At 68.2% G+C, this 23,576-nt stretch carries 27 protein-coding genes; 13 read left to right on the top strand and 14 right to left on the bottom strand.

Features of this window, described 5'->3' with window-relative positions:
• Positions 1-3: 3 nt before the first annotated feature.
• The 4 genes from JL37_RS18380 to JL37_RS18365 all read right to left on the bottom strand — a co-directional run bounded on the left by JL37_RS18380 (position 4) and on the right by JL37_RS18365 (position 3,758).
• A complete protein-coding gene (locus JL37_RS18380; protein WP_043546018.1) occupies positions 4-390 on the bottom strand; it encodes a VOC family protein in 387 nt (128 codons plus the stop codon).
• Between the two features lie 63 nt (positions 391-453).
• Complete coding sequence (locus JL37_RS18375; protein ID WP_043546017.1) at positions 454-1,449, bottom strand: formylglycine-generating enzyme family protein; 996 nt, start codon at positions 1,447-1,449, stop codon at positions 454-456.
• A gap of 94 nt (positions 1,450-1,543) precedes the next feature.
• On the bottom strand, positions 1,544-2,203 hold the full coding sequence (alkB, locus tag JL37_RS18370) for a DNA oxidative demethylase AlkB (RefSeq protein WP_043546016.1): 660 nt from the start codon (positions 2,201-2,203) through the stop codon (positions 1,544-1,546).
• A 10-nt stretch (positions 2,204-2,213) separates the two neighbouring features.
• Positions 2,214-3,758, bottom strand: a complete 1,545-nt coding sequence (locus JL37_RS18365; protein WP_156124339.1) for a phospholipase D family protein — start codon at positions 3,756-3,758, stop codon at positions 2,214-2,216.
• Between the two features lie 80 nt (positions 3,759-3,838).
• Here JL37_RS18365 and JL37_RS18360 point away from each other — a divergent pair, with 80 nt between their 5' ends.
• Positions 3,839-4,411, top strand: coding sequence for a helix-turn-helix domain-containing protein (locus JL37_RS18360; RefSeq protein ID WP_043546015.1), 573 nt, complete (start codon positions 3,839-3,841; stop codon positions 4,409-4,411).
• Positions 4,412-4,418: 7 nt separating this feature from the next.
• A complete protein-coding gene (locus JL37_RS18355) occupies positions 4,419-4,955 on the top strand; it encodes a GNAT family N-acetyltransferase (RefSeq protein WP_043546014.1) in 537 nt (178 codons plus the stop codon).
• Positions 4,956-4,973: 18 nt separating this feature from the next.
• On the opposite strand, the gene JL37_RS18350 is transcribed toward JL37_RS18355, so the two are convergent.
• A complete protein-coding gene (locus tag JL37_RS18350) occupies positions 4,974-5,864 on the bottom strand; it encodes a LysR substrate-binding domain-containing protein (RefSeq protein ID WP_043546013.1) in 891 nt (296 codons plus the stop codon).
• Between the two features lie 109 nt (positions 5,865-5,973).
• Between JL37_RS18350 and JL37_RS18345 the strand changes: the two genes are divergently transcribed.
• Genes JL37_RS18345 through JL37_RS18325 form a run of 5 tightly spaced genes read left to right on the top strand, consistent with a single transcriptional unit; the run spans position 5,974 to position 11,515 of the window.
• Positions 5,974-7,593: an FAD-dependent monooxygenase gene (locus tag JL37_RS18345; RefSeq protein WP_043546012.1), complete on the top strand. Its 1,620-nt coding sequence runs from the start codon at positions 5,974-5,976 to the stop codon at positions 7,591-7,593.
• A gap of 17 nt (positions 7,594-7,610) precedes the next feature.
• The gene (locus JL37_RS18340) at positions 7,611-8,561 is read left to right on the top strand and encodes a VOC family protein (protein ID WP_043546011.1); all 951 of its coding nucleotides are present in this window, start codon (positions 7,611-7,613) and stop codon (positions 8,559-8,561) included.
• Positions 8,562-8,572: 11 nt separating this feature from the next.
• The gene (locus JL37_RS18335; protein ID WP_043546010.1) at positions 8,573-9,433 is read left to right on the top strand and encodes a fumarylacetoacetate hydrolase family protein; all 861 of its coding nucleotides are present in this window, start codon (positions 8,573-8,575) and stop codon (positions 9,431-9,433) included.
• Positions 9,434-9,478: 45 nt separating this feature from the next.
• Complete coding sequence (locus tag JL37_RS18330; RefSeq protein WP_081955113.1) at positions 9,479-10,777, top strand: MFS transporter; 1,299 nt, start codon at positions 9,479-9,481, stop codon at positions 10,775-10,777.
• A 36-nt stretch (positions 10,778-10,813) separates the two neighbouring features.
• On the top strand, positions 10,814-11,515 hold the full coding sequence (locus JL37_RS18325) for an SDR family NAD(P)-dependent oxidoreductase (protein ID WP_043546009.1): 702 nt from the start codon (positions 10,814-10,816) through the stop codon (positions 11,513-11,515).
• Positions 11,516-11,572: 57 nt separating this feature from the next.
• Here the strand turns inward: JL37_RS18325 and JL37_RS18320 are convergent, their stop codons facing one another.
• Positions 11,573-11,905, bottom strand: a complete 333-nt coding sequence (locus tag JL37_RS18320; protein WP_043546008.1) for a hypothetical protein — start codon at positions 11,903-11,905, stop codon at positions 11,573-11,575.
• 134 nt (positions 11,906-12,039) lie between these two features.
• Positions 12,040-12,942 (bottom strand): alpha/beta fold hydrolase, encoded by a 903-nt coding sequence (locus JL37_RS18315; RefSeq protein WP_043546007.1) that lies wholly within the window; start codon positions 12,940-12,942, stop codon positions 12,040-12,042.
• Between the two features lie 108 nt (positions 12,943-13,050).
• On the opposite strand from JL37_RS18315, the gene JL37_RS18310 reads away from it, so the two are divergent.
• The 3 genes from JL37_RS18310 to JL37_RS18305 all read left to right on the top strand — a co-directional run bounded on the left by JL37_RS18310 (position 13,051) and on the right by JL37_RS18305 (position 15,215).
• Positions 13,051-13,938 (top strand): LysR family transcriptional regulator, encoded by an 888-nt coding sequence (locus JL37_RS18310; protein WP_052097351.1) that lies wholly within the window; start codon positions 13,051-13,053, stop codon positions 13,936-13,938.
• 158 nt (positions 13,939-14,096) lie between these two features.
• On the top strand, positions 14,097-14,246 hold the full coding sequence (locus JL37_RS30730) for a hypothetical protein (RefSeq protein ID WP_197064629.1): 150 nt from the start codon (positions 14,097-14,099) through the stop codon (positions 14,244-14,246).
• Positions 14,247-14,429: 183 nt separating this feature from the next.
• The gene (locus JL37_RS18305; RefSeq protein ID WP_043546005.1) at positions 14,430-15,215 is read left to right on the top strand and encodes an SDR family NAD(P)-dependent oxidoreductase; all 786 of its coding nucleotides are present in this window, start codon (positions 14,430-14,432) and stop codon (positions 15,213-15,215) included.
• A 24-nt stretch (positions 15,216-15,239) separates the two neighbouring features.
• Here JL37_RS18305 and JL37_RS18300 read toward each other — a convergent pair whose 3' ends face one another.
• Together JL37_RS18300 and JL37_RS18295 are read right to left on the bottom strand one after the other, a co-directional pair.
• The gene (locus JL37_RS18300; RefSeq protein WP_043546004.1) at positions 15,240-16,010 is read right to left on the bottom strand and encodes a sulfite exporter TauE/SafE family protein; all 771 of its coding nucleotides are present in this window, start codon (positions 16,008-16,010) and stop codon (positions 15,240-15,242) included.
• Positions 16,007-16,426: a hypothetical protein gene (locus tag JL37_RS18295; protein ID WP_081955112.1), complete on the bottom strand. Its 420-nt coding sequence runs from the start codon at positions 16,424-16,426 to the stop codon at positions 16,007-16,009. Before JL37_RS18295 ends, JL37_RS18300 begins: the two co-directional genes overlap by 4 nt.
• A 122-nt stretch (positions 16,427-16,548) precedes the next feature.
• On the opposite strand from JL37_RS18295, the gene JL37_RS18290 reads away from it, so the two are divergent.
• Both JL37_RS18290 and JL37_RS18285 read left to right on the top strand, forming a co-directional pair.
• Positions 16,549-17,460, top strand: coding sequence for a LysR substrate-binding domain-containing protein (locus tag JL37_RS18290; RefSeq protein WP_043546003.1), 912 nt, complete (start codon positions 16,549-16,551; stop codon positions 17,458-17,460).
• A 68-nt stretch (positions 17,461-17,528) separates the two neighbouring features.
• Complete coding sequence (locus JL37_RS18285) at positions 17,529-18,011, top strand: MarR family winged helix-turn-helix transcriptional regulator (RefSeq protein ID WP_043546002.1); 483 nt, start codon at positions 17,529-17,531, stop codon at positions 18,009-18,011.
• Between the two features lie 19 nt (positions 18,012-18,030).
• On the opposite strand, the gene JL37_RS18280 is transcribed toward JL37_RS18285, so the two are convergent.
• The 5 genes from JL37_RS18280 to JL37_RS18260 form a co-directional block, all read right to left on the bottom strand.
• Positions 18,031-18,921, bottom strand: a complete 891-nt coding sequence (locus tag JL37_RS18280; RefSeq protein ID WP_043546001.1) for a DMT family transporter — start codon at positions 18,919-18,921, stop codon at positions 18,031-18,033.
• A gap of 79 nt (positions 18,922-19,000) precedes the next feature.
• Positions 19,001-19,807, bottom strand: coding sequence for an AraC family transcriptional regulator (locus JL37_RS18275; protein ID WP_043546990.1), 807 nt, complete (start codon positions 19,805-19,807; stop codon positions 19,001-19,003).
• Between the two features lie 61 nt (positions 19,808-19,868).
• Positions 19,869-20,360, bottom strand: a complete 492-nt coding sequence (locus tag JL37_RS18270) for a hypothetical protein (RefSeq protein WP_043546989.1) — start codon at positions 20,358-20,360, stop codon at positions 19,869-19,871.
• Entirely contained in the window at positions 20,360-20,911 is a 552-nt protein-coding gene (locus JL37_RS18265) for a hypothetical protein (RefSeq protein ID WP_081955111.1), read from the bottom strand. Before JL37_RS18265 ends, JL37_RS18270 begins: the two co-directional genes overlap by 1 nt.
• A gap of 102 nt (positions 20,912-21,013) precedes the next feature.
• Positions 21,014-21,982: a LysR substrate-binding domain-containing protein gene (locus tag JL37_RS18260; RefSeq protein WP_043546000.1), complete on the bottom strand. Its 969-nt coding sequence runs from the start codon at positions 21,980-21,982 to the stop codon at positions 21,014-21,016.
• Positions 21,983-22,088: 106 nt separating this feature from the next.
• On the opposite strand from JL37_RS18260, the gene JL37_RS18255 reads away from it, so the two are divergent.
• A partial coding sequence (locus tag JL37_RS18255) for a phosphate acyltransferase (protein ID WP_043546986.1) occupies positions 22,089-23,576 on the top strand: 1,488 nt, incomplete at its 3' end.

Below are 23,576 nucleotides of genomic sequence, written 5' to 3'. Positions count from 1 at the left end.
GGTCTACTGCTTCATCTGGACCAGCATGAATTCGTTGCCGTACAGATCGATGAAGTGGGCGTAGACTGCGGCGGCCTCATGGACGGGTTCCTTGGTAAAGCGCACGCCGCGGGCGGCGAAGCGGGCGTGGTCGCGCACGACGTCGTCGGTATAGAACACGCCTACCGGCTGGCCGCCGGTCTGGTCGCCGACGCGGTCGCGCTGCGCCTGGGTCGACGCCTGCAGCAGCCATACGCCCATTGACGGCTGCTCCGGCAGCCGCAGGTGCACATAGCGTTGCTGGCCCACGGGCAGATCCGCGTAGACCTCCATCTCCAGTTTGTCGCGGTAGAAGGCGATGGCGGTGTCGTAATCGTTCACGAGCAGGACGAGACGGCCCAGCGAATGCATGTCAGGATTCTCTTTGAGGGTTGAGCGTGCGGCTATGCTAACCCGGACGGCCGCGCCTTTCCGTCAATCGGCCTCCCGCAGTAGGCGCAGCCCCACCAGGGGGTAGCGGGTTTCCTGGGTATTCCAGTTGCGGAACGAGGCGCGGGTATAGAGCGCCCAGGTGTGCCACGAGCCGCCCCGCCGCACTCGCACATTGCCGCTCGCCGGGCCTTGCGGGTCATCCGTGGGCGAACGCGCGTAGTAGTCCTCGCCGTACCAGTCCGACACCCACTCCCACGCATTGCCATGCATGTCGTACAGGCCGAAGGCGTTGGGCGCATAGCTGGCGACGGGGGCGGTGAAGGCGTGGCCGTCCCCGCGGGCCGATGCAAACGCCGCCCATTTGGGCCAGAACGGCCCGGCCTGCGCATCGAAGCCGTTGCCGATGTCGGGGATGGGGGCGGGATCGTCGCCGTTCTGGTAGCGGGTGCGCGCGCCGGCGCGGCAGGCGTATTCCCATTCGGCCTCGGTGGGCAGGCGGTAGACCTTGCCCTCCCGCAAGGTCAGCCAGCGGGCCAGGGCGGAGGCGTCGTTCCAGCTGATGTTCACGACAGGATGGTCCTCGCCCTGCGCGAAGCCGGGATCGCGCCAGGAGTAGCGGCGGTCGCGCCCCTCGAAAGCGTCGCCGCGTTCGGACTTGTCGGGGTCGTATTGCGGGTTATAGCCATAGCCTCCCGTGCCGTCGGCCTCGGATTCGGGCACGTAGCCGGACGCCTCGACGAAGCGGCGGAACTGTCCCACGGTGACTTCCGTGCGCTCCAGATAGAAGGGGCGCGTGATGCGCACCGTGTGGACGGGCGCTTCGTCGGACAGCTGGGCGTAGCGTTCCGGCGGATACAGGGGATAGGCGCGCGCCAGGGACTCCGGCGTTTCGTCGCTGCCCATCTGGAAGGTGCCGGCGGGTATGCGCAGGAAAACCATGCCCAGCGAGTTCTCGATCAGGGGCGGGGAAGCCTCGGCGCACCAGGCGGGGGCCGCGATCAGGGTACAGAGCAAGGCCAGGGCGGATCTTGTGCGCATGGGGCTCCGGGGCGCGGAAAAGAGAGGTGCGCAATCGTAGAGCCGCCCGGGCCGGCCGGCCAGACGCGGAGAACCCTCATACCCGCAGGGAGGTTCAGCCCGCCTTGCGGATGGTGAAATTGATGCGCCGGCTGCCAAGCCTGGGATGAGGCAGATCCTTCATGGGCAGGACGCCGTGATAGCGCAGCCGGTCCACGCCGCCCCAGACGACCACGTCGCCATGGAACAGCGGCGTGCGCGAGGCCTTGTCGCCGCGCGCGTCGCCGCCGAAGAGGAACACAGCGGGCATGCCCAGCGACACGGACACGATGGGCGCGCCGTAGTCGCGTTCGTTCCTGTCCTGGTGCAGCGACAGCCGGGATCGCGGCTCGTACCGGTTCACCAGGCAGGCGTCCGGCGCGAAATCCGGAAAGCCGGCTTCCGCCGCCGCGGCCTGCGCCAGCTGGACGAAGGCGGCGGGCATGTCGGGCCAGGGCTGGCCTGTCATGGGATCCTCGCGGGTATAGCGGTAGCCGCGGGCGTCGCTCGTCCAGCCCAGGCGGCCGCAATTGGTGAGCGCCACCGACATGGTGTAGCCGCCGGGCGTTTCCATGTGCCGGAAGGGCGCCACCTCCGTGACGGCGTCCACGCCGGACAGCAGCGCGTTGACCTGGGGCAGGGCATAGCCGCGCAGCACCACGGACTGCGGGCCGAGCTCCACCCGCCCGCTGTGCCCAGGGGCGTCGTCGCCGAAAAGATCCAGGTTCGAAGCCATGTCCGGACGCCTACAGCAGCGGCTCCAGCGGCAGCAGCGACACGAACCACACCGACAGGCGCTGCCACAGCGTGGTGCCGGGTTCGGTGTCGTGGCGGATGGTCTGCCCGCCGCGCTGTTCCAGCCAGTAGAGTTCGCCCTTGTCGTCCAGGCAGACGCGGTAGGCGGCGGAAGGCAGATCGCGGTCGAAGGACTCGGCAATGCGACGGGCCAGCGTGGGGCTGTCGATGACGAACCCCAGTTCGGTGTTGAGCTTGGCCGAGCGCGGATCGAAGTTGAACGAACCCACGAAGATCCGCCGGCCGTCGACGGCGAAGGTCTTGGCGTGCAGGCTGGAGCCGGAACTGCCGAAGGGGCCCATGCTCTTGTTGCGCTCGACCCCGGTGGACATGCGTTTCATCTCGAACAGCTCCACCCCGCTGGCCAGAAGGGCCTTGCGGCGCTTCGCGTAGCCGGAATGCACCACCGTCACGTCGGTCGCTTCCAGCGCGTTGGTCAGCACCTTGACCTTGACGCCGCCCCGCGCCATCTGCGCGAACGCCTGGGTGCCGCTCGCCGTGGGCACGAAATAGGGCGACACCAGTTCCAGGTCCGAGGTGGGCGCGCCGATGATTTCTTGCAGCTGATGGGGCAGCATGGCCTCGGGCGGCGCGGTGCCCAGGGTCTTGCGCGGATCGTCGCTCACCATGCGGGTGTCGGCCCATTCCAGCGCCAGCTCGCCTTGCAGCAATTGCTTGATGAAGGGCAGCTTGCGCATGGCTTCGGCATAGGCGGCGGCTTCCGGGGAGCGTTCGACCTGCGTGGCGGCCTGCTCCAGTTCGTCCAGCCTGCCCGGCGCGGGCTTTTTCAGCAGGCGGTCCACGGGGTAGGCGGACTCGCTGGCCCAATACCTGTCGAAATCCACGGAAACGTCATTGACCGCGGCGCCGATCGCCAACACGTCCAGGTCGGTGAAGAGCACGCCGCTGGCGGCCCCGAAGTATTCGTCGCCCACATTGCGGCCGCCGACGATGGTGGCCTGGTTGTCGGCGGTGAAGGACTTGTTGTGCATGCGCCGGTTCAGGCGGCTGAAGTCGGTCACGTAGCCCAGCGGCTTGGGCCAGCGCAGCACGAAGGGGTTGTAGAGCCGTACCTCGATGTTCGGGTGCGCGTCGAGCGCGGACAGTTCGTCGTCCAGCCCGGAGGTGCCGTTGTCGTCGAGCAGCAGCCGCACGCGCACGCCGCGGTCGGCCGCCTCGTGCAGGGCTTCCAGCAGCATGGTGCCCGTCATGTCGTTGTGCCAGATGTAGTACTGCACGTCCAGGCTGCGCTCCGCGGCGCGCGCCAGCATCATGCGCGCAGCAAAGGCGTCGTACGCATCGGGCAGCGGATGGATGCCGGACTTTCCGGGATGCGCGGCCGCCAAGGGCGCGATTGCCCGGCCCAGCGGGGTTTCTTGCGATTCCTCGGGCGTCAGGGCGCGGGATTCGCTGCGTTTGCCCAGGGAGGGCAAGCCGCAGCCGCTCAGGAAACTCAAGGTCAGGACGGTCATGATGAGAGGTTTGGCCAAGTGCATGGCCCCTATTGTGCCGAAATCCCGAGAGGGGCCGCGGCCGCTGCTTGACGAATTTCCTGATATGAGAGAAATTCTCTTATATGGAAAATTCTCAATTTTCGGATTCGGCGCTGGACCGGCGCATCGCCGACAGGCTCAAAGCGCTGCGCCAGGAGCGCGGCTGGTCGCTGGACGAGCTTGCCGGCCGCGCCGGCGTCAGCCGCGCCACCTTGTCCCGGCTGGAGAACGCCGAGGTCAGCGCAACGGCCGGCGCGCTCGGCAAGCTGTGCGCCGCCTACGGCCTGACCATGTCGCGGCTGATGCTCATGGTCGAGGACGAATTCGCGCCGCTGGTGCCGCAGCAGGCGCAGGCCGTATGGGTGGACGACAGCGCCGGCTTTCGCCGCCGCTCGGTTTCGCCGCCGGCTCGGCAGTTGGCGGGCGAGGTGCTGGCCTGCGAACTCGCGGCCGGCGCGCGCATTTCGTACGAGCGCTCGCCTCGGCCGGGCCTGGAACACCACCTCTTGATGCTGGAAGGCGAGCTGGCCATGACCGTCGACGGCCAGGCCTACCGCCTGGCTCCCGGCGACTGCCTGCGCTACCAGCTCTTCGGCGCCAGCGAATTCTCCACCCCGCCGCACAGCGGGGCCCGATACCTGCTCTTCATAGTGTGAGCCCGCCATGTCCCAACCGAGTTATGAAGTGACCCTCCTGTCGGCCGATGGCGCCGGCGCCATGTTGGCGGACCTGGCCGGCCTGCTGCATGCCTGCGTGCAGGACGGCGCCAGCGTCAGCTTCGTCCTGCCCTATGAGCCGGCGGATGCGCAGGCCTTCTGGCGCGACAAGGTGTTGCCGGCCGTCGGGGGCGGCATGCTGATGCTGTGGGTGGTCCGCCAGGATGGGCGGATCGCCGGGTCGGTGCAGCTGGATTGCGATACGCCGCCCAACCAGCCGCATCGCGCCGAGGTGCGCAAGCTGCTGGTGCACCCGGCTTTCCGCCGCCGCGGCATCGCGCGCGCGCTGCTTAGAGAGGCCGAGGCCATGGCGGCGCGCCAGGGGCGCAGCCTGATTACGCTGGACACGCGCACCGGAGACAGCGCGGAGCCGCTATATGCGTCGATGGGCTACCGGACCGTCGGCGTGATCCCGGGGTTCAGCCGCGACCCGCGCGATGCGGGCAAGCTGGACGGGACCACGATCATGTACAAGCAGCTGTGACCGGCGCCAGGGCCGCGTTCAGATATGCGCTGCGGCGCGCCGTAGCAGCAGGCAGAAAAAGTCGGCGGCGGGCGTTAGGGGAAAACCCGTGCGCTGCACGATGCAGACGGGCGGGGCAGGCAAGGGCTCCTTCACTTTGACCTCCTGGAATGTCTCTTTCAGGAGCGGCGCGCGCAGCCACTGAACCGGCAGCATCATCAGCAGGTCGGAACTCGACAGCGCCGTCAGGAACGTCAGTGCCGATTGGGCCCGCATCACCAGCTTGGGCGCGGGCAGGCCATGCTTGGAGAACAGGGGGCCCAGTTCCTCTTCGGCCTTGTGGGTGATCGATGTCGTGATCCATTCCGCATCGACCAGATCTCGCAGCGAAGTCGCATGTGCCAGCGGATGGCCCTTGCGTCCCAGGATCACGCGGGTATTGTCGAACAGCTTTTCCACCTGCAGTTCGCCGGGCACGTCCATCGGCACCGGGCCGACATAGACATCCGCCGTCCCGTCCAGCAGCGAGGCCTCGACCAGCGGATACACGGCGTCGATGATTTCCAGGCGCACTTCGGGGTAGCGCCTGCGGAACTCCCGCAGCACCTCGGGCAGCAGGCCCAGGTGAGGCGCCGTCGACATGCTCAGCGTCACGCGGCCGTGGGTGGCGCCACGCAATTGTTCGATTTCGTCCTTGGCCCGCTGGAGTTCGTTGCCGACGGCAGTGGCCCGGCGCAGGAAAACCTCTCCCATGGGCGTGAGTCGTACGCCTTTGGCGTGCCGCTCGAAGAGCGTGACACCCAGTTCCTTTTCCAGTTCGTGGATGCTGCGCGATACCGCCGGCTGCGGCAATCCCAAATGTCGCGCCGCCGCCCTCACGCCATTGCGCTCCGCCACGGCGACGAAATCTCGCAAGGTATTGAGTTTCATGAATTGAAGTGAATCATTTTTGATATCAGTCAAACAATATTGCCATCTTTCTGGATCAGAAGCCAAATCCTACGATAGCGCCCAAGCCTGGACATGGAGGAAGGGGAAGGTGGACCGAAAGAAATCGCCGCAGGTATTGATCGTGGGCGCGGGGCCGGCCGGCCTGTCGAGCGCCATCGAACTTGGGCACAGGGGAGTTTCCTGCCTGTTGGTGGAGCGCAATGACCGGGTCGGATATGCCCCGCGGGCCAAGACTACCAATGTCCGCACCCGCGAGCACCTGCGGCGCTGGGGCATCGCGGACCGCCTGCGGGCGGCCTCGCCGCTGGGCGCGGACTACCCCTCGAACGTGGTGTTCTGCACCCGCCTGTCTGGCATCGAGCTGGCTCGGCACGAGAATGCCATGTACTGTGCGCCGGGGCGCAATCCGCTCTATTCCGAACACGCCCAGTGGATTCCCCAATACACCGTTGAAAGCGTGCTTAAGGAGCACGCGGAGTCGCTGCCGGGCGTGGAGATCCGCTTCCGCACCGAGCTGCTTGGCTTCGAGCAGGACGGCGGGCAAGTCCGGGTCCGCCTCAGGAACCTGGAGAACGGCCAGGAGGCCGAGTTGCTGGCCGACTACCTCATCGGCGCCGACGGCGCGCGCAGCCTGGTGCGGGACCTGATCGGCACGAGCATGGAGGGGCAGTACGGCCTCTCGCACAACTACAACATCGTGTTCCGCGCTCCGGGGTTGGCCCAGTCCCACGGGCATGGCCCCGCCATCATGTACTGGCAGATCAACCGCGAGGCCTCCAGCCTCATCGGCCCGATGGACCGGGGCGACGCCTGGTTCTTCATGCCGATGCACGTCGATCCGGACCAACGCGCCAGCGACATCGACGCCCGGGCGCTGATCGCCCAGTCCACCGGCATCGATCTACCCTACGAAATCCTGAGCAGCGACCAATGGGTCGCCAGCAAGCTGCTGGGCAACCGCTATCGGAAGGACAGGGTGTTTCTCGTCGGCGACGCCTGCCACCTGCACCCGCCGTTCGGCGGCTACGGCATGAACATGGGCGTGGCTGATAGCGTCGATCTGGGCTGGAAGCTGGCGGCTACCTTGCAGGGATGGGGCGGCCCGGAGCTGCTCGACAGTTACGAAACCGAACGCCGGCCTGTCCACCAATGGGTGCTCGACGAGGCGGTCGCCAACCATTCTTCCCTGGGTAGCGGCTCGCTGGTGAACGACGTCGAGGCCGCCGGCGCGGCCGGGGAGCAGGCCCGCCGTGAAATCGGCGCGCGGATTCAGGCGGTCAAGATGCGCGAGTTCGCCACGCTGGGCGTCGTGCTGGGATACCGCTACGACGATTCGCCGGTGATCGTGCCCGACGGCAGCCCGGCGCCTGCCAGCGACTTCATCAACTACGTACCCTCTTCGCGTCCAGGGGCGCTGGCGCCGCACGCCTGGCTGCACGACGGCAGCTCCCTGTATGACAGCTTCGGTCCGGGCTTTACCTTGCTGGCGTCGGCTTCAGCGCCCGCCGGTGAAGTCGAGGCCGCCATTGCCGACGCCCGGGCTTGCGGGCTGCCCTTGACAGTCATCCGGCCGCGCGAGGGCGGCGTCGCCAGCCTGTACCCCACCCGCCTGACGCTCATCCGCCCGGACCAGCACGTCGCCTGGCGCGGCGACGCCTGGCCAGGCCCTTCCCTGATCCGACAGGTCACCGGCGGGCTCGCCCGCTGAACCAGGAGACCGCCGCCATGTCAGCTCCGCTTTCTCGGCACGAGGCCGCCGCCGGCGTGCACTCGGTCCACCGATTCGTTTTCTCCGTTCCGGATCTGGACGAGGCCCGGCGTTTCTACCTGGCCTTCGGTCTTGACGTGCGCCAGGAGGGCGAACGCCTTGACCTGTACGCCGCGGGCCATCGGCACCGCTGGGCGTCCATTCACACACGTGAGGCCGGTAAACGGTTGGAATACCTGAGCCTGGGCATTTACGAACAGGACGTGCCGGCCATGCGCGAGCGCATCGCTCGTCTGGGCATCGCCGCGGATCCTCACCCCTTGTCGGATGGCCAGGGGCTGTGGCTGCGCAATCCCGACGGCACGGCGCTGCAGCTGCTGGCCAGCCCCAAAGTATCGCCCGACGAGCAATCCCGGCCCACGCCCGAGCCGCGGCGCCAGCCGGGACAGGGCGCGGCTCCTTGCCGCAGCCAAGCCCGGCAGGTGCGTCCGCGGCGCCTGTCTCACGTGCTGTTCTTCAGCCCCGACGTGCTGCGCATGGTGCGCTTTTGCGAAGAGGTCCTGGGGATGCGCCTGTCGGACCGGTCTGGCGACGTCGTGGCCTTTCTGCACGGCGTGCACGGTTCCGACCATCATCTCGTAGCTTTCGCCAAATCCTCCCACGCCGGCCTGCACCACTCCAGCTGGGACGTGGGAAGTATCGACGAGGTCGGCCGCGGCAGCGAACAGATGCGCATGGCGGGCTACCCCGACGGCTGGGGCGTGGGCCGCCATGTGCTGGGCTCGAACTATTTCTACTACGCGCAAGACCCCTGGGGCAGCTACGCCGAGTATTCGTTCGACATCGACTTCGTTCCCGCCGACATCCAATGGCGCTCGGCCGATCATCCGCCAGAGGATTCCCTGTATGTCTGGGGGCCGTCGGTGCCGCCTGAATTCTTCATCAATTACGAGCAGGCCGAGGCCTGAAGGAGACCATCTTGAGACTGATCGCATTTACCCGCAAGAACGGCGGCTGCGCGCTGGGCGCCCGCATCGACGACAAGAACCTCGTCGACCTGACCGCAGCTGGCCTGCCGGACACCCTGGATGAATTGCTGCGGCAGGGCGAGGCCGGCATGCGGGCCGCGCGCGACGCCGCAAAGCAGGCCCGCCACGTGATGGCGCTGGACGGCATCCGCCATCTGCCTCCGGTGCGGCATCCGGCCAAGGCATTCGCCATCGGGCTCAACTATGTGGATCATGCGGCGGAAAGCAACTTCGAGCCGCCGAAGCACCCGGTGGTGTTCCAGCGCTATCCCTCGTCCTGGGTCGCCCATGATGAGCCGCTGGCGCGGCCCCGCGTCTCGGCGCAATTCGACTACGAGGCCGAGCTCGTGGCGGTGATCGGCAAGGGCGGCCGCTACATTCCGAAGGAAAGCGCGCTGGAGCACGTGGCGGGCTACAGCCTGTTCAACGATGGCTCCGTCCGGGACTACCAGTTGCGTACCAACCAATGGACCCTGGGCAAGAACTTCGACGCCAGCGGGTCCTTCGGTCCCGAGTTCGTGACCGCAGATGAACTGCCCGCCGGCGCCAAGGGCCTGCGCATCCAGTGCCGCTTGAACGGCGAGCTCATGCAGGACGCGAACACCAAGGACATGATTTTCGACGTTGCCACGCTGGTATCGGTTTGTTCCGAGGCCATGGCGCTGCAGCCTGGCGACATCATCATCACCGGCACGCCGTCGGGCGTTGGCCTGGCGCGCAATCCGCAGGTCTGGATGAAGCCGGGCGACGTCTGCGAAGTGGAAGTCGACGGCATCGGCGTTTTGCGCAACCGCGTGATCGACGAACGATAAGCGGGGCCTGCATACAAAAACATTCGAGGGCAAGGAGACAACAAAATGGTTCAAAACCAACAATTGGAGGAGGCGGGGCAAGCGGTTGCCCTCTTCCGCAGACGAGTGCTGCCCATGCTGTTTGCGGGCTATGTGCTCAACTTCCTGGATCGCACCAACATCAGCTACGCACAGCTGCAGATGGGCGCCGATCTGGGCATATCCCTGGCCGCGTACGGCTTCGGCGCGGGCCTGTTCTTTTTCGGCTACGCGGGCGTCTGCGTGCCAGCGAACCTCGCGCTGCAGCGCTTCGGCGTGCGCCGTTGGCTAGCCTTCATCTTCCTGAGCTGGGGCATCATTTCCTGCCTGATGGCCACCATGCATGGGGAGAAGTCGTTCTACGTACTGCGCTTCCTGCTGGGGGTGGCCGAAGGCGGCTTCATTCCGGCCATCAACTTCTATATCGCGTCGTGGATCCCGCCGCGCTTCCGCAGCCGGATCAACGCCATCTTCATCATGGCCATTCCCCTGGCCTCGATCTTCGGCGGCCCGCTCGCGGGGGCGCTGTTGCGCATCGAGTTCGGCATGCCGGGCTGGCGCTGGCTGTTCCTGCTGGAAGGCCTGCCCACCGTGTTCGTCGGCCTGTTGGTGCTGCGCTACCTGCCCGCTACGCCGAACGACGCCGGCTGGCTGAACGAGCGCCAGCGCGCGGCCCTACAGGCCGTCATGCGCAGCGAAGCGGGCGAACGGCCCGCTGACAAGGCTTCGTGGACCGAGGGATTTCGGGTGTTCCGCCAGCCCATGCTCTGGGGGCTGCTGATGGTGCTGCTCGCCGCCTACGCCGCGACCTTCGCGCTGGCCTACTTCCTGCCCACCATTTTGAAGAACCAGTATCACATCACGCCGCTGGAAATCGGCACGGCCCTGATGATTCCCAACATCGTGGCCCTGGCGTTCAGCTACCTGATCGGCCGCAGCAGCGAGCGCATGCACGACATTCGCTGGCATCTGGCGGGCATCTGCCTGATCGGCAGCCTCGGCTTCTTCCTGCTGCACGGCGCCGCAGTGTCCTCGCTGGCAGCCTTCCTGGCCGTGGTTTCGGTCATCACGGGTTACACCATTGCTTACTACGGTCCGCTGAACGCATCGATCCAGAACTACATTGGGGCCAATGCCGGCCCGCTGGCTCTGGTCACGACGATCGGTTCGCTGGGAGGATTCTTCGGCCCGACGCTGACCGGCTGGGTCATGCAGGCCACGGGCGGGGAGTGGGAGCTGGCCGCCCAGGTCTTCGCCGCGGCGACGCTGCTCAGTGCGGCGCTGGCTGTCCTCTGCGTGCGCAACCGGCGCCCGGCGTCCGCTTGAGCGGACGTCCAACGAAACCATGAAAAAGGAGCAACCATGAACCAATTGTCCAGGACGGCCGTCGTGACCGGCGGCGCCAGCGGCATCGGCGAAGAGTGCGCGCGACAGTTGCGCGCCGACGGCTGGAACGTCGTCGTGTGGGACCGCAGCGCGGGCCAGGGCGGCGACGTGGCCGTCGATATCACCGACTATGCGGCCGTGGCTGCCGCGGCCGGCCAACTCGACGGCGTCGACCTGCTGGTCAACGCGGCCGGCATTGCGGGCGACCGCGGGCCGACCGCCGAGAAGAAGCCCGCGGAATGGGATGCCGTGTTGGCGGTGAACCTGAGCGGCACGTTCTACTGCATGCACGCCCTCTACCCGCAGCTCAAAGCCCGCCGCGGCGTGGTGGTGAACATCGCCTCGGTCGCCGGCATGGTGATGGCCAAGGGACGCGCGCATTACGCAGTGTCCAAGGCCGGCGTGGCGACGCTGACCCGCTCGATGGCGCTGGAGTGGGCCGACGACGGCATCCGTGTCATCGCCGTCGCGCCGGGCTACGTCAGGACGCCGATGATCCAGCGCTCCATCGAGGCCGGCGAGCTCGACGAGCAGGCGTTGGCCGCCATGCACCCGATGAACCGCATGGCCAGCACCGAGGAGATCGCCGGTGCGATCATCGCGCTGTCCAAGCCGCCATTTCTGTTCATGACCGGGGCGGTGGTGAATATCGACGGCGGCTACACCCTGGGCAAATAGAGGGTGGCCGCCTCTTCCTCCTGCGTCGATGGGCTACCGGACCGGCGGCAGCGCCCATCAGGCCAGCGGCTTGATGCCGACGCTGTAGGGAGGGGCGTTGCCGCGCGCGGCGGCCTTGATCTTCAGCATCGAGCCGCCGGGCGTGAATTCGAAATCCTGGTAGGGCACTTCGAACCATTGGTGGAAGCTGGTGCGCGAGAACTCCGGCACCCAGACCTTGGCCCGCTTGGGGTCGCAGTGGAATTCCACAAGCGTGCGGTCGATGCCGAGGGGGCGGGTATTGCCGATGCGGTAGCTGACCTTCAGCTCGGCGCGTTCGGTCGCGCCGGGGCTCCAGGCCAGGCCGATGGATTCCATGAAGTGTTCGATCGCCTCAATGCCGCGATACATAGCTGACTCCGAATGCAGGCGGGCGCGCAGCGTCCGCCGAAAAACCCCCTGCCAACGCGGCGGCGGGAAACAGACGGATTATCCGTCATTCCCGCCGCGGCTGCCCGGCCGCGAGGCAGCCGCGGCCGGCGGGCTCAAGCGCTGGCCGGCCCGCAGAACTTCAGGATGGCGTCCGCTACGGTATGCGGCGCTTCGCGCTGGGGAAAATGGCCTACGCGGTCCAGCACCCGCCGCTCATAGCCGCCGCTGAACCAGGCTTGCTTGCCTTCGGATGTGGCCGGCTGGTTGCAGGTGTCGGCGCCGCCGTGCAGCACGAGGGTGGGCACCGTCAGCACCGGCGCGGGCAAGAGGCGGGCCGCGTCTTCGGCGTATGCCGGGTCGCCGTCGGCCAGGCCCCAGCGATGGCGGTAGGAATGCAGCACCACTTCCGCCCAGTCGGGATTGTCGAAGGCGCGCGCCGCCTCCTCGAATTGCGCCTCCTCGTACCAGCCGGCGGGCGACCAGGTGTCCCACATGTAGCGGGTGAACGCGCGGCGGTCGTCCCGCAGCGCGTCGGCGCCCCGCGGGGTCGCCATGAACCAGTGATACCAGTAATTGCGCGCCTGGGGCAACGGCAGGGCCTGGCGCGGGTCGTTGGTGCCATAGCCGACGGACAGCAGCGCAAGATGCGACGCCACGCCGGGTTGCAGGCCACAGGCGTTGGCCGCGGCGCGCGCGCCCCAATCGTGGCCCACCAGCAAGGGGCGATGCAGGGAGAGGGCGGCGACGAAGTCGAGCAGGTCCCGACCCAGCGCGGCGAGTTCGCCGCTGCGCGGAGTGTGGGCGTGGCGAAAGCGCGTGGCTCCGAAGCCGCGCAGGGCGGGACATAGCACCCGGTAGCCGTCCAGCGCCAGGCGTTCGGCCACGGCGCGCCAGGACTCCGGGCTGTCGGGCCAGCCATGCGCGAGCACTGCGGTGCGCAGTCCTTCGGGGTTCCATTCCAGGCAGGCGATCTCCAGCAAGGGTGTCTGGACGAGAAAGCGGCGGGGCGATGTCATGCGGATTCCTTCAGGGTCGGATGCCGTCAGGATAGTCTTGCCAAATTTCATGATTCATGAAGAATAAACTATTATTATCATTGAATCGTTAATAGATGGGCGGCACATATGGATGCTTCGAATGACCCCGCGGGCGCCGTCCTGGACCTGACGCTGCTGCGCACCTTCCTGGAGGTTATCGACTGCGGCGGATTCGCGCTGGCCGCGGACAGGCTGGCCCTGACACCCTCGGCCGTCAGCGGGCACATCAAGCGGCTGGAGTCCGCGGCGGGCGCCACGCTGCTCGACCGCACGACGCGCAGCTTCGAACTGACCTCCGCTGGCGAGACGCTCTACACCTATGCGCGCAATATCGTCGAGCTGGAAAGAGAGGCGCGCGCCCGGCTGAGCGGCGCTCGGCTCAAGGGCCGGCTTCGTGTCGGCTCGTCCGAGGACTTCGCCGGCGCCTGGCTGGCCGAGGTGCTGCAGGCGTTTCACCGGACGCATCCCGCAGCGTCCATCGAATTGAAGGTGGGCATCACCGCGGATCTGCTGCGGCACCAGGCGCGCGGCAAGCTGGACGTGGTGTTCGGCAAGCAATGCGCCCGCGTGCCGGACGATGGCGAACTGCTCTGGGAAGAAGAGCTGGTGTGGGCATGGGGCGATGACAAGCCGTGGCGGCAAGTGCCGCAAGTGCCGCTGGCGGTATTTCCCGAACCCTGCGTCTACCGTGAAGCGGCGATCGCGGCGCTCGCGCAGGCGGGGCGCGCATGGCGGCCCGTGTTCGAGAGCGCCAGCATGGCGGGTTGCCTGGCGGCCGCGCAGGCGGGCTTTGCCGTCGCTCCGGTGGCGCGCAGCCAATTGCGCGACGGCTTGCGGGCCTTGTCCGCGCACGACGGAATGCCCGGGCTGCCGCCAGCGCGCTTCTACGCCTACGCGCGTTCCGCCGAGCCCGCCGCACAGGCGCTGGTGGCGGCGGTCCGGCAGACCGGCCAGCGGCGGCGCTTCGCGCGCTGACAAGGCCGGGCTGCTCTCCGCGGCTTGCATCCGCTCAATCGCCGCCATTGAGTAAAGCAAATGGACGCGCCGCGTCATGGCCCGCACCATGGCGGCTAGGTCCTCTATAAGACCGGCGGCATCCGCGCCGGTCCGGACGCAATACTCAAGGAGTCGTCATGGCGAATTTAATACTTGCATTGGTCAGCGCGGAACTTTCCCTTTTCGGTGTCGCGGCGCCCGTCGAGCCGGCCGCCGAACCCGCCGCGGCGGATGCGGGAACCGCGCCGCGCTTCGATAGCGAGCACTACCGCAGCGCGCTGGGCTGAACGCGCCGGATCGCATCGGCGCAGGAATAGGCAGATTTCACGCAAGAACGAGCCTGTACGCGCCGGCTCGCGATTCTTACCATCCCTACACGGAATCGGGGATCTCCGCGCGCTTGCCGGATGCCCCGTTTCGACAGACATGCGGGCATGTGGCCGGCATGGCAAGCAAGGGAAGGGAATCGCATGAATACCGAGAAAATCTGGTTGGTGACGGGCGCGTCGGCGGGACTGGGCCTGATCCTGGTGAAGATGCTGCTGGACCAGGGGCACAAGGTGGCCGCGACGTCCCGCGATGGCGATGCGCTGCTCGACGCCGTGGGCGCCAAGCTGGAAGGCAGTTTCCTGCCGCTGACGGTGGACCTGGCTGACGAGCGCAACGTCCGGCGCGCAGTGGATGCCACCGTCGCCGCGTTCGGCGGATTGGACGTGGTCGTCAATAACGCGGGTTACGGCCTGCAGGGCGCGCTGGACAGCTTGTCGGACGCCGACCTGCGCGGCAATTTCGACGTCAATGTGTTCGGGGTGCTGAACGTGATCCGCGCCGTGCTTCCCCGCATGCGGGAACAGCGCGGCGGGCATGTGTTCAACATATCGTCGATCCTCGGCTTCGACGGCGGCTGCGAGGGCTGGGGCGCCTACAGCGCCACGAAGTTCGCCGTCAGCGGTCTGACCGAGGCGTTGGCGGCGGAGGCCGCGCCCCACGGCGTCCGCGTGTCGCTCGTGTATCCGGGCCGGATGCGCGAGGCTCGCGGCGCGCATGGCCGCCAGCCGGGCGGCGACCCCGCCAAGATGGCGCAGGCGCTGATCAATTCGGCCCAGGCGCAGTACGCGCCCCTGCATCTGTTCCTGGGCCGCGACGCCTTCGACCAGGCGCGCGCCAAGATCCAGTCGGTGCAGCAGGAACTGGCGCGTTGGCGGGAGATGTCCGTGTCCATCGGTTTCGCGGACGAAAGAAGGCTGGCCGCCTGAGGGCGCCGGGCGCGCCGGGGCGAGCTAGGCGCCGAGGCCGCGCGCGGCCTGGTACGCGCCCAGGAGCGCCAGGCTGATCATGAAGCACAGCTTGAAGGTCCGCGCGGAAAGCCTGGCCCGCAGCCACTGGCCCAGGGCCATGCCGGCCAGCGCGGGCAGCAGCATCAGGAGGGAGGCCCCCGCCGCCGCGGGCGTGTAGCCGCCATTGAGCCAAAGCCCCACGGCCAGCGCCACGGTGGACACCGTGAATGAAATCCCCATGGCCTGTATAAGGCTGTCCTTGTCCAGGTCCAGCGCCTGGAGATAGGGCACGGCCGGAATCACGAACACGCCGGTGGCCGCGGTAATCACGCCGGTGACGGCGCCGACCGTGGCGCCCAGCCAGCCTTCGTGGCGGCCGGGCGCCTTGAGCGGCGATCCGAACAGGCCCCAGGCGGCATAGGCCACCAGCGCCAGCCCCAGGCAGACGCCGGCCCATTGGCCGGAAGGCGCGCCCAGCCACAGCGCCCCGGAGATGGTGCCGGCGCAGATTCCCGCCTGCATGCCGGCAATGCGGCGCAGGACCGCCGGCAGCGCGGGCCAGGGGCGTGTCTGCCACAGATTGGTGACGAGGGAAGGCACGATGAGCAAGGCGGCGGCCTGTGCCGGCGCCATCAGCAACGCCAGCATGGCCATGGAAATGGTGGGCAGCCCCAGCCCCACCACGCCCTTCACCACGCCGGCGAGGATGAACACGGATGCGGTGGCGGCGAGCAGTGCGGGGGTGCCGCCGGGCAGCAGGTCGAAGGGATTCATGAGGCCTCGCACGAGGAGGTCAATGCGTCGCCGCGGGGGCGGCCGAACAAGGCGTACGCGATGTCGGCGACGCCGGCGGCCTCCTGGCGCGCGGCGCGCAGCAGCCATAGGCGGCCTTCGCACAGATCGGCGGGCACGGCGGAGCCATAGAGCGCCGGGCCGCCGATGAGCGCCATGCCCAGCATGCGCTGGGCCGGCGCGTGGCCGCCGAGGGCCGCGGCGCGCAGCCATTGCGCCATGCCGGCATAGTCGCCCAGGGTCTGGGCCTCCAGCGCCAGCGAATACTGCTGCGCGGGAGTGATCGCGGGGCCGAGGCCGCCATCGGCTTCGGCCGCGCCTGAGGCGTGCAGCGCCAGGGCAAGCAGGGCGATCCAGGGCCATCGGGCCGCGGCGCGCTGAATCTTCCAGGTTTTCATGTATTTCCCCGAGCAATGGATGGACAGGCCTTCATTGTCATCCCCGCCAGCCGGGCTGCGAATCGGGATCTCGCGTAGCTGGCCTATGGCAGGGCCTGAGTCTTGCATGCTACGCTTTTTGCATGCGATTCGACCTCACCGACCTGCGGCTCTTTCTCAACGTACAGGAAACGGGCTCCATTACGGCCGGGGCCCGGCGTTCCCACATGACGCTGGCTTCGGCCAGCGAGCGCGTCCGCGGCATGGAGGACACACTGGGTGTGCCCTTGCTGCTGCGCGGCCCGCGCGGCGTCGAACCCACGCCGGCGGGCCGCACCCTGGGGCATCACGCGCGGGTGGGGCTGGCGCAGATGGACCGCATGCGGGGGGAACTGGACCACTACGGCCAGGGGCTGAAGGGCCATGTGCGGGTGCTTTGCAACACGGCCGCGCTGAGCGAATACCTGCCGCCGGTCCTGGGCGCGTTCCTCAAGGACCATCCCCGCGTATCCGTCGATCTCGAAGAGCGGCTGAGCCACGAGATCGCCGATGCGCTGCGCGCCGGGGCCTGCGATATCGGTGTGCTGGCGGACTCCGCCGACCTGCACGGCCTGCGCACGGTCACGTTCCGGCACGATCCCCTGACGCTCATCGTGCCGGCGGATCACCCCCTGGCCGGGAGCCAGGAGGTCGGTCTGGCCGACGTGGCGGACCAGGAATTCGTAGGGCTGGTGGAAGGCAGCGCCTTGCAGGAGCATATCGCCCACCATGCGCGGCGCGGCGGCAAGGCGCTGTCGTACCGCGTGAGGCTGCGCAGTTTCGATGCGGTGTGCAGGATGGTGGGGCAGGGCGTGGGCATCGCCATCGTTCCGCGGGTGGCAGCGGTGCGCTGCGGGCGCGCGGCCGGCGTGCGACGGGTGGCGCTGGCCGACGGCTGGGCGTCGCGCGACCTGGTGCTGTGCGTGCGCGAAACCCTGCCCGCCTACGCGGCCGAACTCGTGGAGTACGCCCTGCGCGACGCGCCCGTGTCCAAGGGGACGGGGCGCGCACCCTAGACGCGGACGCCGCGCGGCGGTAGCGTTGAGTCCTTGCAGGTCCCCGCTCCTTTTTTCCCGCGCCTGTCATGCCAGACGACACGTCCCCCGCTGCCGCCCCGTTCAATGCCCCGGATCCGCTGGTCTGCAACGGCGCGGCGCTGCGCAAGGCGACCCGGCGGGTGTCGCAGCTGTATGACTCGGTGCTGGCGCCCTGCGGCCTGAAGGTATCCCAGCATTCCATCCTTATGCATATCGCGCGGGCAGGCTCGCCTTCGATGACGGACCTGGCGCGGGCCATGGTGCTGGACCGCTCCGCGCTTGCCCACAATCTCAAACCGCTGGAGCGCGATGGCTATGTGCGGACCTCGCGCGATCCGCTGGACGGCCGCAGCCGCCGCGTGGCGCTGACCGAGACGGGATGGGCCAAGCTGGCGGAATCCCGGCGCCTCTGGAAAGAGGCGCAGCGCCGCTTCGAGTCAGCCTATGGCGCCGAGCGGGCGGCCGCGCTGCGGCGCGCGCTGGGCGAGATTTTCTCCGAGGAATTCGCGCTGGCCTTCAGCCGCGGCTAGGGCCTGTGCAAGGCTCGATTCAGTGTGAACAGGCCCTGGCCCGGGCCGATCCCTGGATCGCAACGGCGGCCAGCACGCAGGCCATGCCGGCCAGCTGCTGCGCCGCCAGAGGCTCGCCGAGCAGGCCGGCGGCAAGAGCCACCGCGGATACCGGGGCCAGGGCCGTGAAGAGCGCGGCCTCCGCGCCCTTGACGCGGGCCGAGCCCGCATACCAGAGCAGGAATCCGCCCACCGTGGGCACCAGCGCGTAGTAGACCGTGGCCGCCAGGGCGGGGACGGAAAAGGACAGCGTCCATGGCGTTTCCGCGATGCTGGCCAGCGCCGAGAAGGCAAGGCCGAAAGCCGCCATGAGGGTCGACAGCGCCAGCGGCGCGACCGGCACGCGCAGCCGTTTGTTCAGCAGGATGAACAGGCCCTCGCACAGCACCGCGCCCAGGATCAGCGCATTGCCCGCGAGCGAGGACCCGCCCGCCGTGCCGGCGGAATGGCGCGTCATGAGCCAGACGCCGAAACCGGCCGCGGCGATGGCGGCCAGCGTCGCCTTGCCCGGACGTTCGCCCAGCAGCAGGATGGCGATTCCGGCCGATACCAGGGGCAGGGTACCCAGGATGATGCCGCCATCGACGGCCGAGGCGCGTTGCAGTCCGGCGATCAGGAGCGCGGTGTAGCCCACGCTGCCGGCAATCGCCTGCGCCGCGAGCAGCAGCCAGTCGTGCCCGCCCAGCCGCGGCAGCCGCGCGCCGCTCAGCGCCATCAGCAAGCCGAAGCAAGGCAGGGCGACGGCGAACCGCAAGGCGGTCGCGGTGAAGGGCGGCAGGCCCGTTCCGATGATCTTGCTGGCGACCACCGTGCTGCCTACCAGCACCATGGCGGCTGCCAGGCAGCAATAGCCCCGTATCCGGCTGTTCATGATTCCGTCCGCGCCCTGTCAGCGAAAAAGCGCAGCGTAGGCGGCGGGCGGGCGCCCCGTCTTGAATGAAATTGCGGGATCAGCGCGCGGCCAGCGCGTAGCGTCCGGGGGAGACGCCATAGGCGCGCACGAAAAGCCGGGTCATGTGGCTTTGGTCGGAGAAGCCGCCGGCCGCCGCGGCGTCGGCCAGGGACGTCCCCTGGCGGATCAGGTTGCGCGCCAGCAGCAGCCGGCGTTGTGTCTGGTAGGCGTGCGGCGTGAGCCCTGTGGCGCGCGCGAACGCCCTCAGCACCTGGTAGCGGCTCAGGCCGCTGGCCGCGGCCAGGTCGGCCAGGGACAGGGCCGCGGCCGGGTCGTCGTCGATCAGGCCGCGGGCATGGCGGATTGCGTCGGGGACCGCGCGCGTTTCCCGGCCCCGGGCTGCCGCGGACGGCAGGCCCGCCTGCGCAAGAATGCGCAGCAGCAGGGCATCGCAGGCCAGGGGCGCGGCGCCGGCCGTTGCCTGCGCGTAAAGGGCCAGCACGTCGCGGGCCAGCGCGGGGCGGTCCTGGGCGGGGTGTTCGAATTCATAGCCGCGTCCGTCGGCGCGCAGATCGTCGGCGGCCTGAGCGACCACGCCCGGGTCCAGGTACAGCATCTGCCAGGCGCGCACGCCATCGCCTATCGGGGCGCCATCATGGACTTCGCCCGGGTTCACTGTGATGACGTGCCCGGGGCCGGCCTCGACCTGGCCGCGGCCGCTATGGGATACCTGGGCGCCCCGGCGCATGACGCCGATGCCGAATTGCTCATGCGTGTGCCGCGCGAAGGCGAGGCGGCTGTGCGCGGCCACGGCCTGCACGCCGGCGAGCGCGCTGCGGTGCATGACGAACTGGCCTGGGTTCATGAGGGAAGGGGGGCGTATGGGCTTGCGGCCAGTATCGCCCGCGGCGCCCGCCCCGATCAAGCTATTGCAGCCCGTTCCAGCGCGCGACCGAAGGCTCGGCCGCTGCCCATTTCCATTGGCCGCCAGGCTGCCGGCAGATCAGGCTGGCGTAGGCGGGCGCCGGGGCGTCGTCCTGTTCGACGGTGAACAGCACTTCGCGGCAACGGGTCAGCGGCGTATCGATGTCGCGCACCACCTGGATGCCGCCACGCTCGTTGCCCACGGGCAGCGAGTGGCGGATCTCCCATTGCCGGACCTGGCCGATGGGCAATTCGCCGGCCGCGTTGGCCATGACGTTCTGCTGGTCGTTCTTCCACTCGCGCAGCACGTATTTCACGGTGGCGTCCACCGCCGCCTGCACTGTGACGCCGATGGCGTAGCCTGCCACCGGGTTGGCGGTGGCGGCGCCGCTGACGGTGCCCACGACGGCGCCCGTCGCGCCTCCGATGGTGGAGCTTTGGCATCCGGCCAGTCCCAGGCTGGCGGCCGCCGCCAGCAGGCATGCCGCGCGCATCACTGCAGGGATCCCCAGCGCGCGGTGGCCGGCTCCGCGCTGGCCCAGCGCCATTGGCCGCCGTCCCGGCATACGGTGGTGACGTAGAACTCGCGGACCGGCGGGGCATCAGCCTTGTCGGCGGGGGTGTCGATGGAGAAGACCACTTCCTTGCATTCCAGTCCCACGCCGCCGATCAGGCGGCTGACGGTAACCTGGCCCTGCGCGTCGCTTTCGATGGGAAGCTGGTGTTTGACCTGCCAGTTGGCGACTTTCCCCACTGCCAGCGGGCCCGCGGCCATGGCGATCGCATCCTGCTCCTCGCCGCGGGTCTTGCGCTGCGCGTAGGCCAGCGCGGCCTTCGCGCCGGCCTGCACGCCCAGGCCGATGCCGGTGGCCACCGTGGCGTTGTCCGTGACCTGGTTGGCGATGGCGGTGCCGGCGATGCCGGCCGCGGCGCCCGTGCCCTCGCTCAGCATGGAATTGCATCCGGACAGCGCCGCCAGCACGGCCAGGCCGGTAAGGACTGCCGCGCCGCGGCGGGCGGCGATAGGCGGAAATGTGAACGACAAGCTGCGTGCCCTCCTGCGTGATGCTTGGCGCGGCAAGTATAGGAGGGCGGGCGGCCGCGCTGGTAGCGCTTTTGCATTTCTTGGCAATTTGCCGCCGGGCGCCTACGCCGGAGGACGAATTCCTTTCGTGTAGGACTCGCGCAGCGCCGCCGCGAATTGGGCGTCCACGTTGCGGCGCAGTCCGTCGGAGCGGGTGAACAGCGAGATCGGCGGCAAGGTCCAGTCGAACGAATACGGCACGATGGCCGCGCCGGCGATGCGCACCAGTTCGTCGGCGATGTCGGCCGGCAGGATGGTGACCGCGCGGTCGCTCGCCACAATCATCTCGCCGATCAGCTTGGATGAGTCGCTCTGCACCGATGGCGGTGGCGGCGTCAGGCCCGCGCGCAGGAAAATGTCGGCCACCTGCTCGCGGATCGGGCTGCCCGGCGTGCCCAGGATCCAGTCCAGGTCGGCCAGCCGGTTCCATTCCAGGCGCGACCGGCCAAGGCGCGCGGCGAGGCGGCGGCTGGCGATCAGCCGCGGCGGCTGGCGGTAAAGCACCTCGAAGGCGATGTTCGTCATGTCCACGGAAGGGGTCGCCCAGCCCACGACCATGTCCAGAGTGTGGTCGCGCAGCTGGCGCAGCAGGGCGGGGCCCTGGCCTTCGTGGATGGTGGCGGTGACCGGGCGGCCTGCTGGCCGCGTGCGGCTGATGGCGGACGACAGCATCTGCCCCGAGACGAATGGAATGACGCCGATGTGCAGGTGGGCGGCATGGCCGGCCGCCACCGCCTCCATTTCCTGGACCAGGTGCCCCAGGTCGTGGACCAGGGCGCGGGCCCTGGTCAGCACCACCGCGCCCAGCGGGGTGGGCGTCATGCCCCTTACCGAACGCTCGAAGAGCGGCACGCCGAACATGTTTTCCAGTTCCGCCAGCGCGTTAGTGACGGCGGGCTGGCTGGTGGCCATGTGTTCGGCCACCCGGGTCAGGGATCCGTGCTGCTCGATCTGCAGCAGCAGCATCAGGTGGCGCATCTTCAGCCGCGATGTGAGTTTCCGGATGACGGAGTCCGGATCAAAGGCGGTCATAGACAATATATAAGGTAAAGGTAATGGAACAATATTAAATCCGAATGATCTTCTTATGTCTTGGGGCCTAGAATTTTCCGACATCGAGACTAGGAGGCATCGCCCCATGAATAACCTGTCGGACCGCCAGGCGGCATTGGACTATCACGAATTCCCCACCCCGGGAAAAATCTCCGTCATGGCGTCCAAGCCGCTGGTCAGCCAGCGCGACCTGGCGCTGGCGTACTCGCCGGGCGTGGCGGCGGCCTGTGAAGAGATCGTGGCCGATCCGACCAATGTGTTCCGCTACACCGGGCGGGGCAACCTGGTGGGGGTAATCACCAACGGCACGGCGGTGCTGGGCCTGGGCAACATCGGCGCGCTGGCCTCCAAGCCGGTGATGGAAGGCAAGGCGGTGCTGTTCAAGAAGTTCGCCGGCCTGGACGTCTTCGACATCGAAATCAACGAAACCGACCCGGACAAGCTGGTGGAGATCATCGCGGGGCTGGAGGCCACCTTCGGGGGCATCAACCTGGAGGACATCAAGGCGCCGGAATGCTTTATCGTCGAGCGCAAGCTGCGCGACCGCATGAAGATCCCGGTCTTCCACGATGACCAGCACGGCACGGCCATTACGGTGTCGGCGGCGTTCATCAATGGCCTGAAGGTGGTGGGCAAGGACATCAAGAAGGTCAAGGTGGTGACTTCGGGCGCCGGCGCGGCCGCGCTGGCCTGCCTGGACCTGATGGTGGACCTGGGGCTGCCGCTGGAGAACGTCTGGGTCACCGACATCGAAGGCGTGGTCTACGAGGGCCGCACGGCGCTGATGGATCCGGACAAGGCGCGCTTTGCGCAGAAGACGGATGCGCGCAAGCTGGCCGAGGTGATCCAGGACGCCGACGTATTCCTGGGCCTGTCGGCCGGGGGCGTGCTCAAGCCGGAGATGGTTGCGGCGATGGGCCCGCGCCCGCTGATCCTGGCGCTGGCCAACCCCACGCCGGAGATCCTGCCGGAGGTGGCGCACGAGGTGCGCGACGACGTGGTGATGGCCACGGGCCGTTCGGACTATCCGAACCAGGTCAACAACGTGCTGTGCTTTCCGTACATTTTCCGCGGCGCGCTGGACGTGGGGGCCACGACGATCACCCGCGAGATGGAGAAGGCGGCGGTCTATGCGATTGCCGAGCTGGCCGAGGAAGAGCAGAACGAAGTGGTGGCGGCGGCCTATGGCACGTACGACATTTCCTTCGGCCCGGACTACCTGATTCCCAAGCCGTTCGACCCGCGCCTGATCGTGCGCATTGCGCCGGCGGTGGCCAAGGCGGCGATGGAAGGCGGGGTGGCGACGCGTCCGCTGGCGGACCTGGAAGCCTACGAAGAGCAGCTGCAGCAGTTCGTGTACCACTCGGGCGCGTTCATGAAGCCGCTGTTCTCGGCGGCCAAGCGCATCGTGCGCGAGGGCGGCAAGGCCCGCATCGTGTTCGCGGAAGGCGAGGATGAGCGCGTGCTGCGCGCCGTGCAGGTGGTGGTCGACGAAGGCCTGGCCCGTCCCATCCTGGTGGGCCGCCCGTCTGTGCTGCTGGCGCGCATCGAGAAGCTGGGCCTGCGGCTGCGA

The sequence above is a fragment of the Achromobacter sp. RTa genome (genome assembly GCF_000757485.1).
GTDB lineage: Bacteria > Pseudomonadota > Gammaproteobacteria > Burkholderiales > Burkholderiaceae_B > Achromobacter.
Note: the sequence above shows the minus strand (reverse complement) of the source record. Positions and strands in the feature narration are given on the sequence as shown.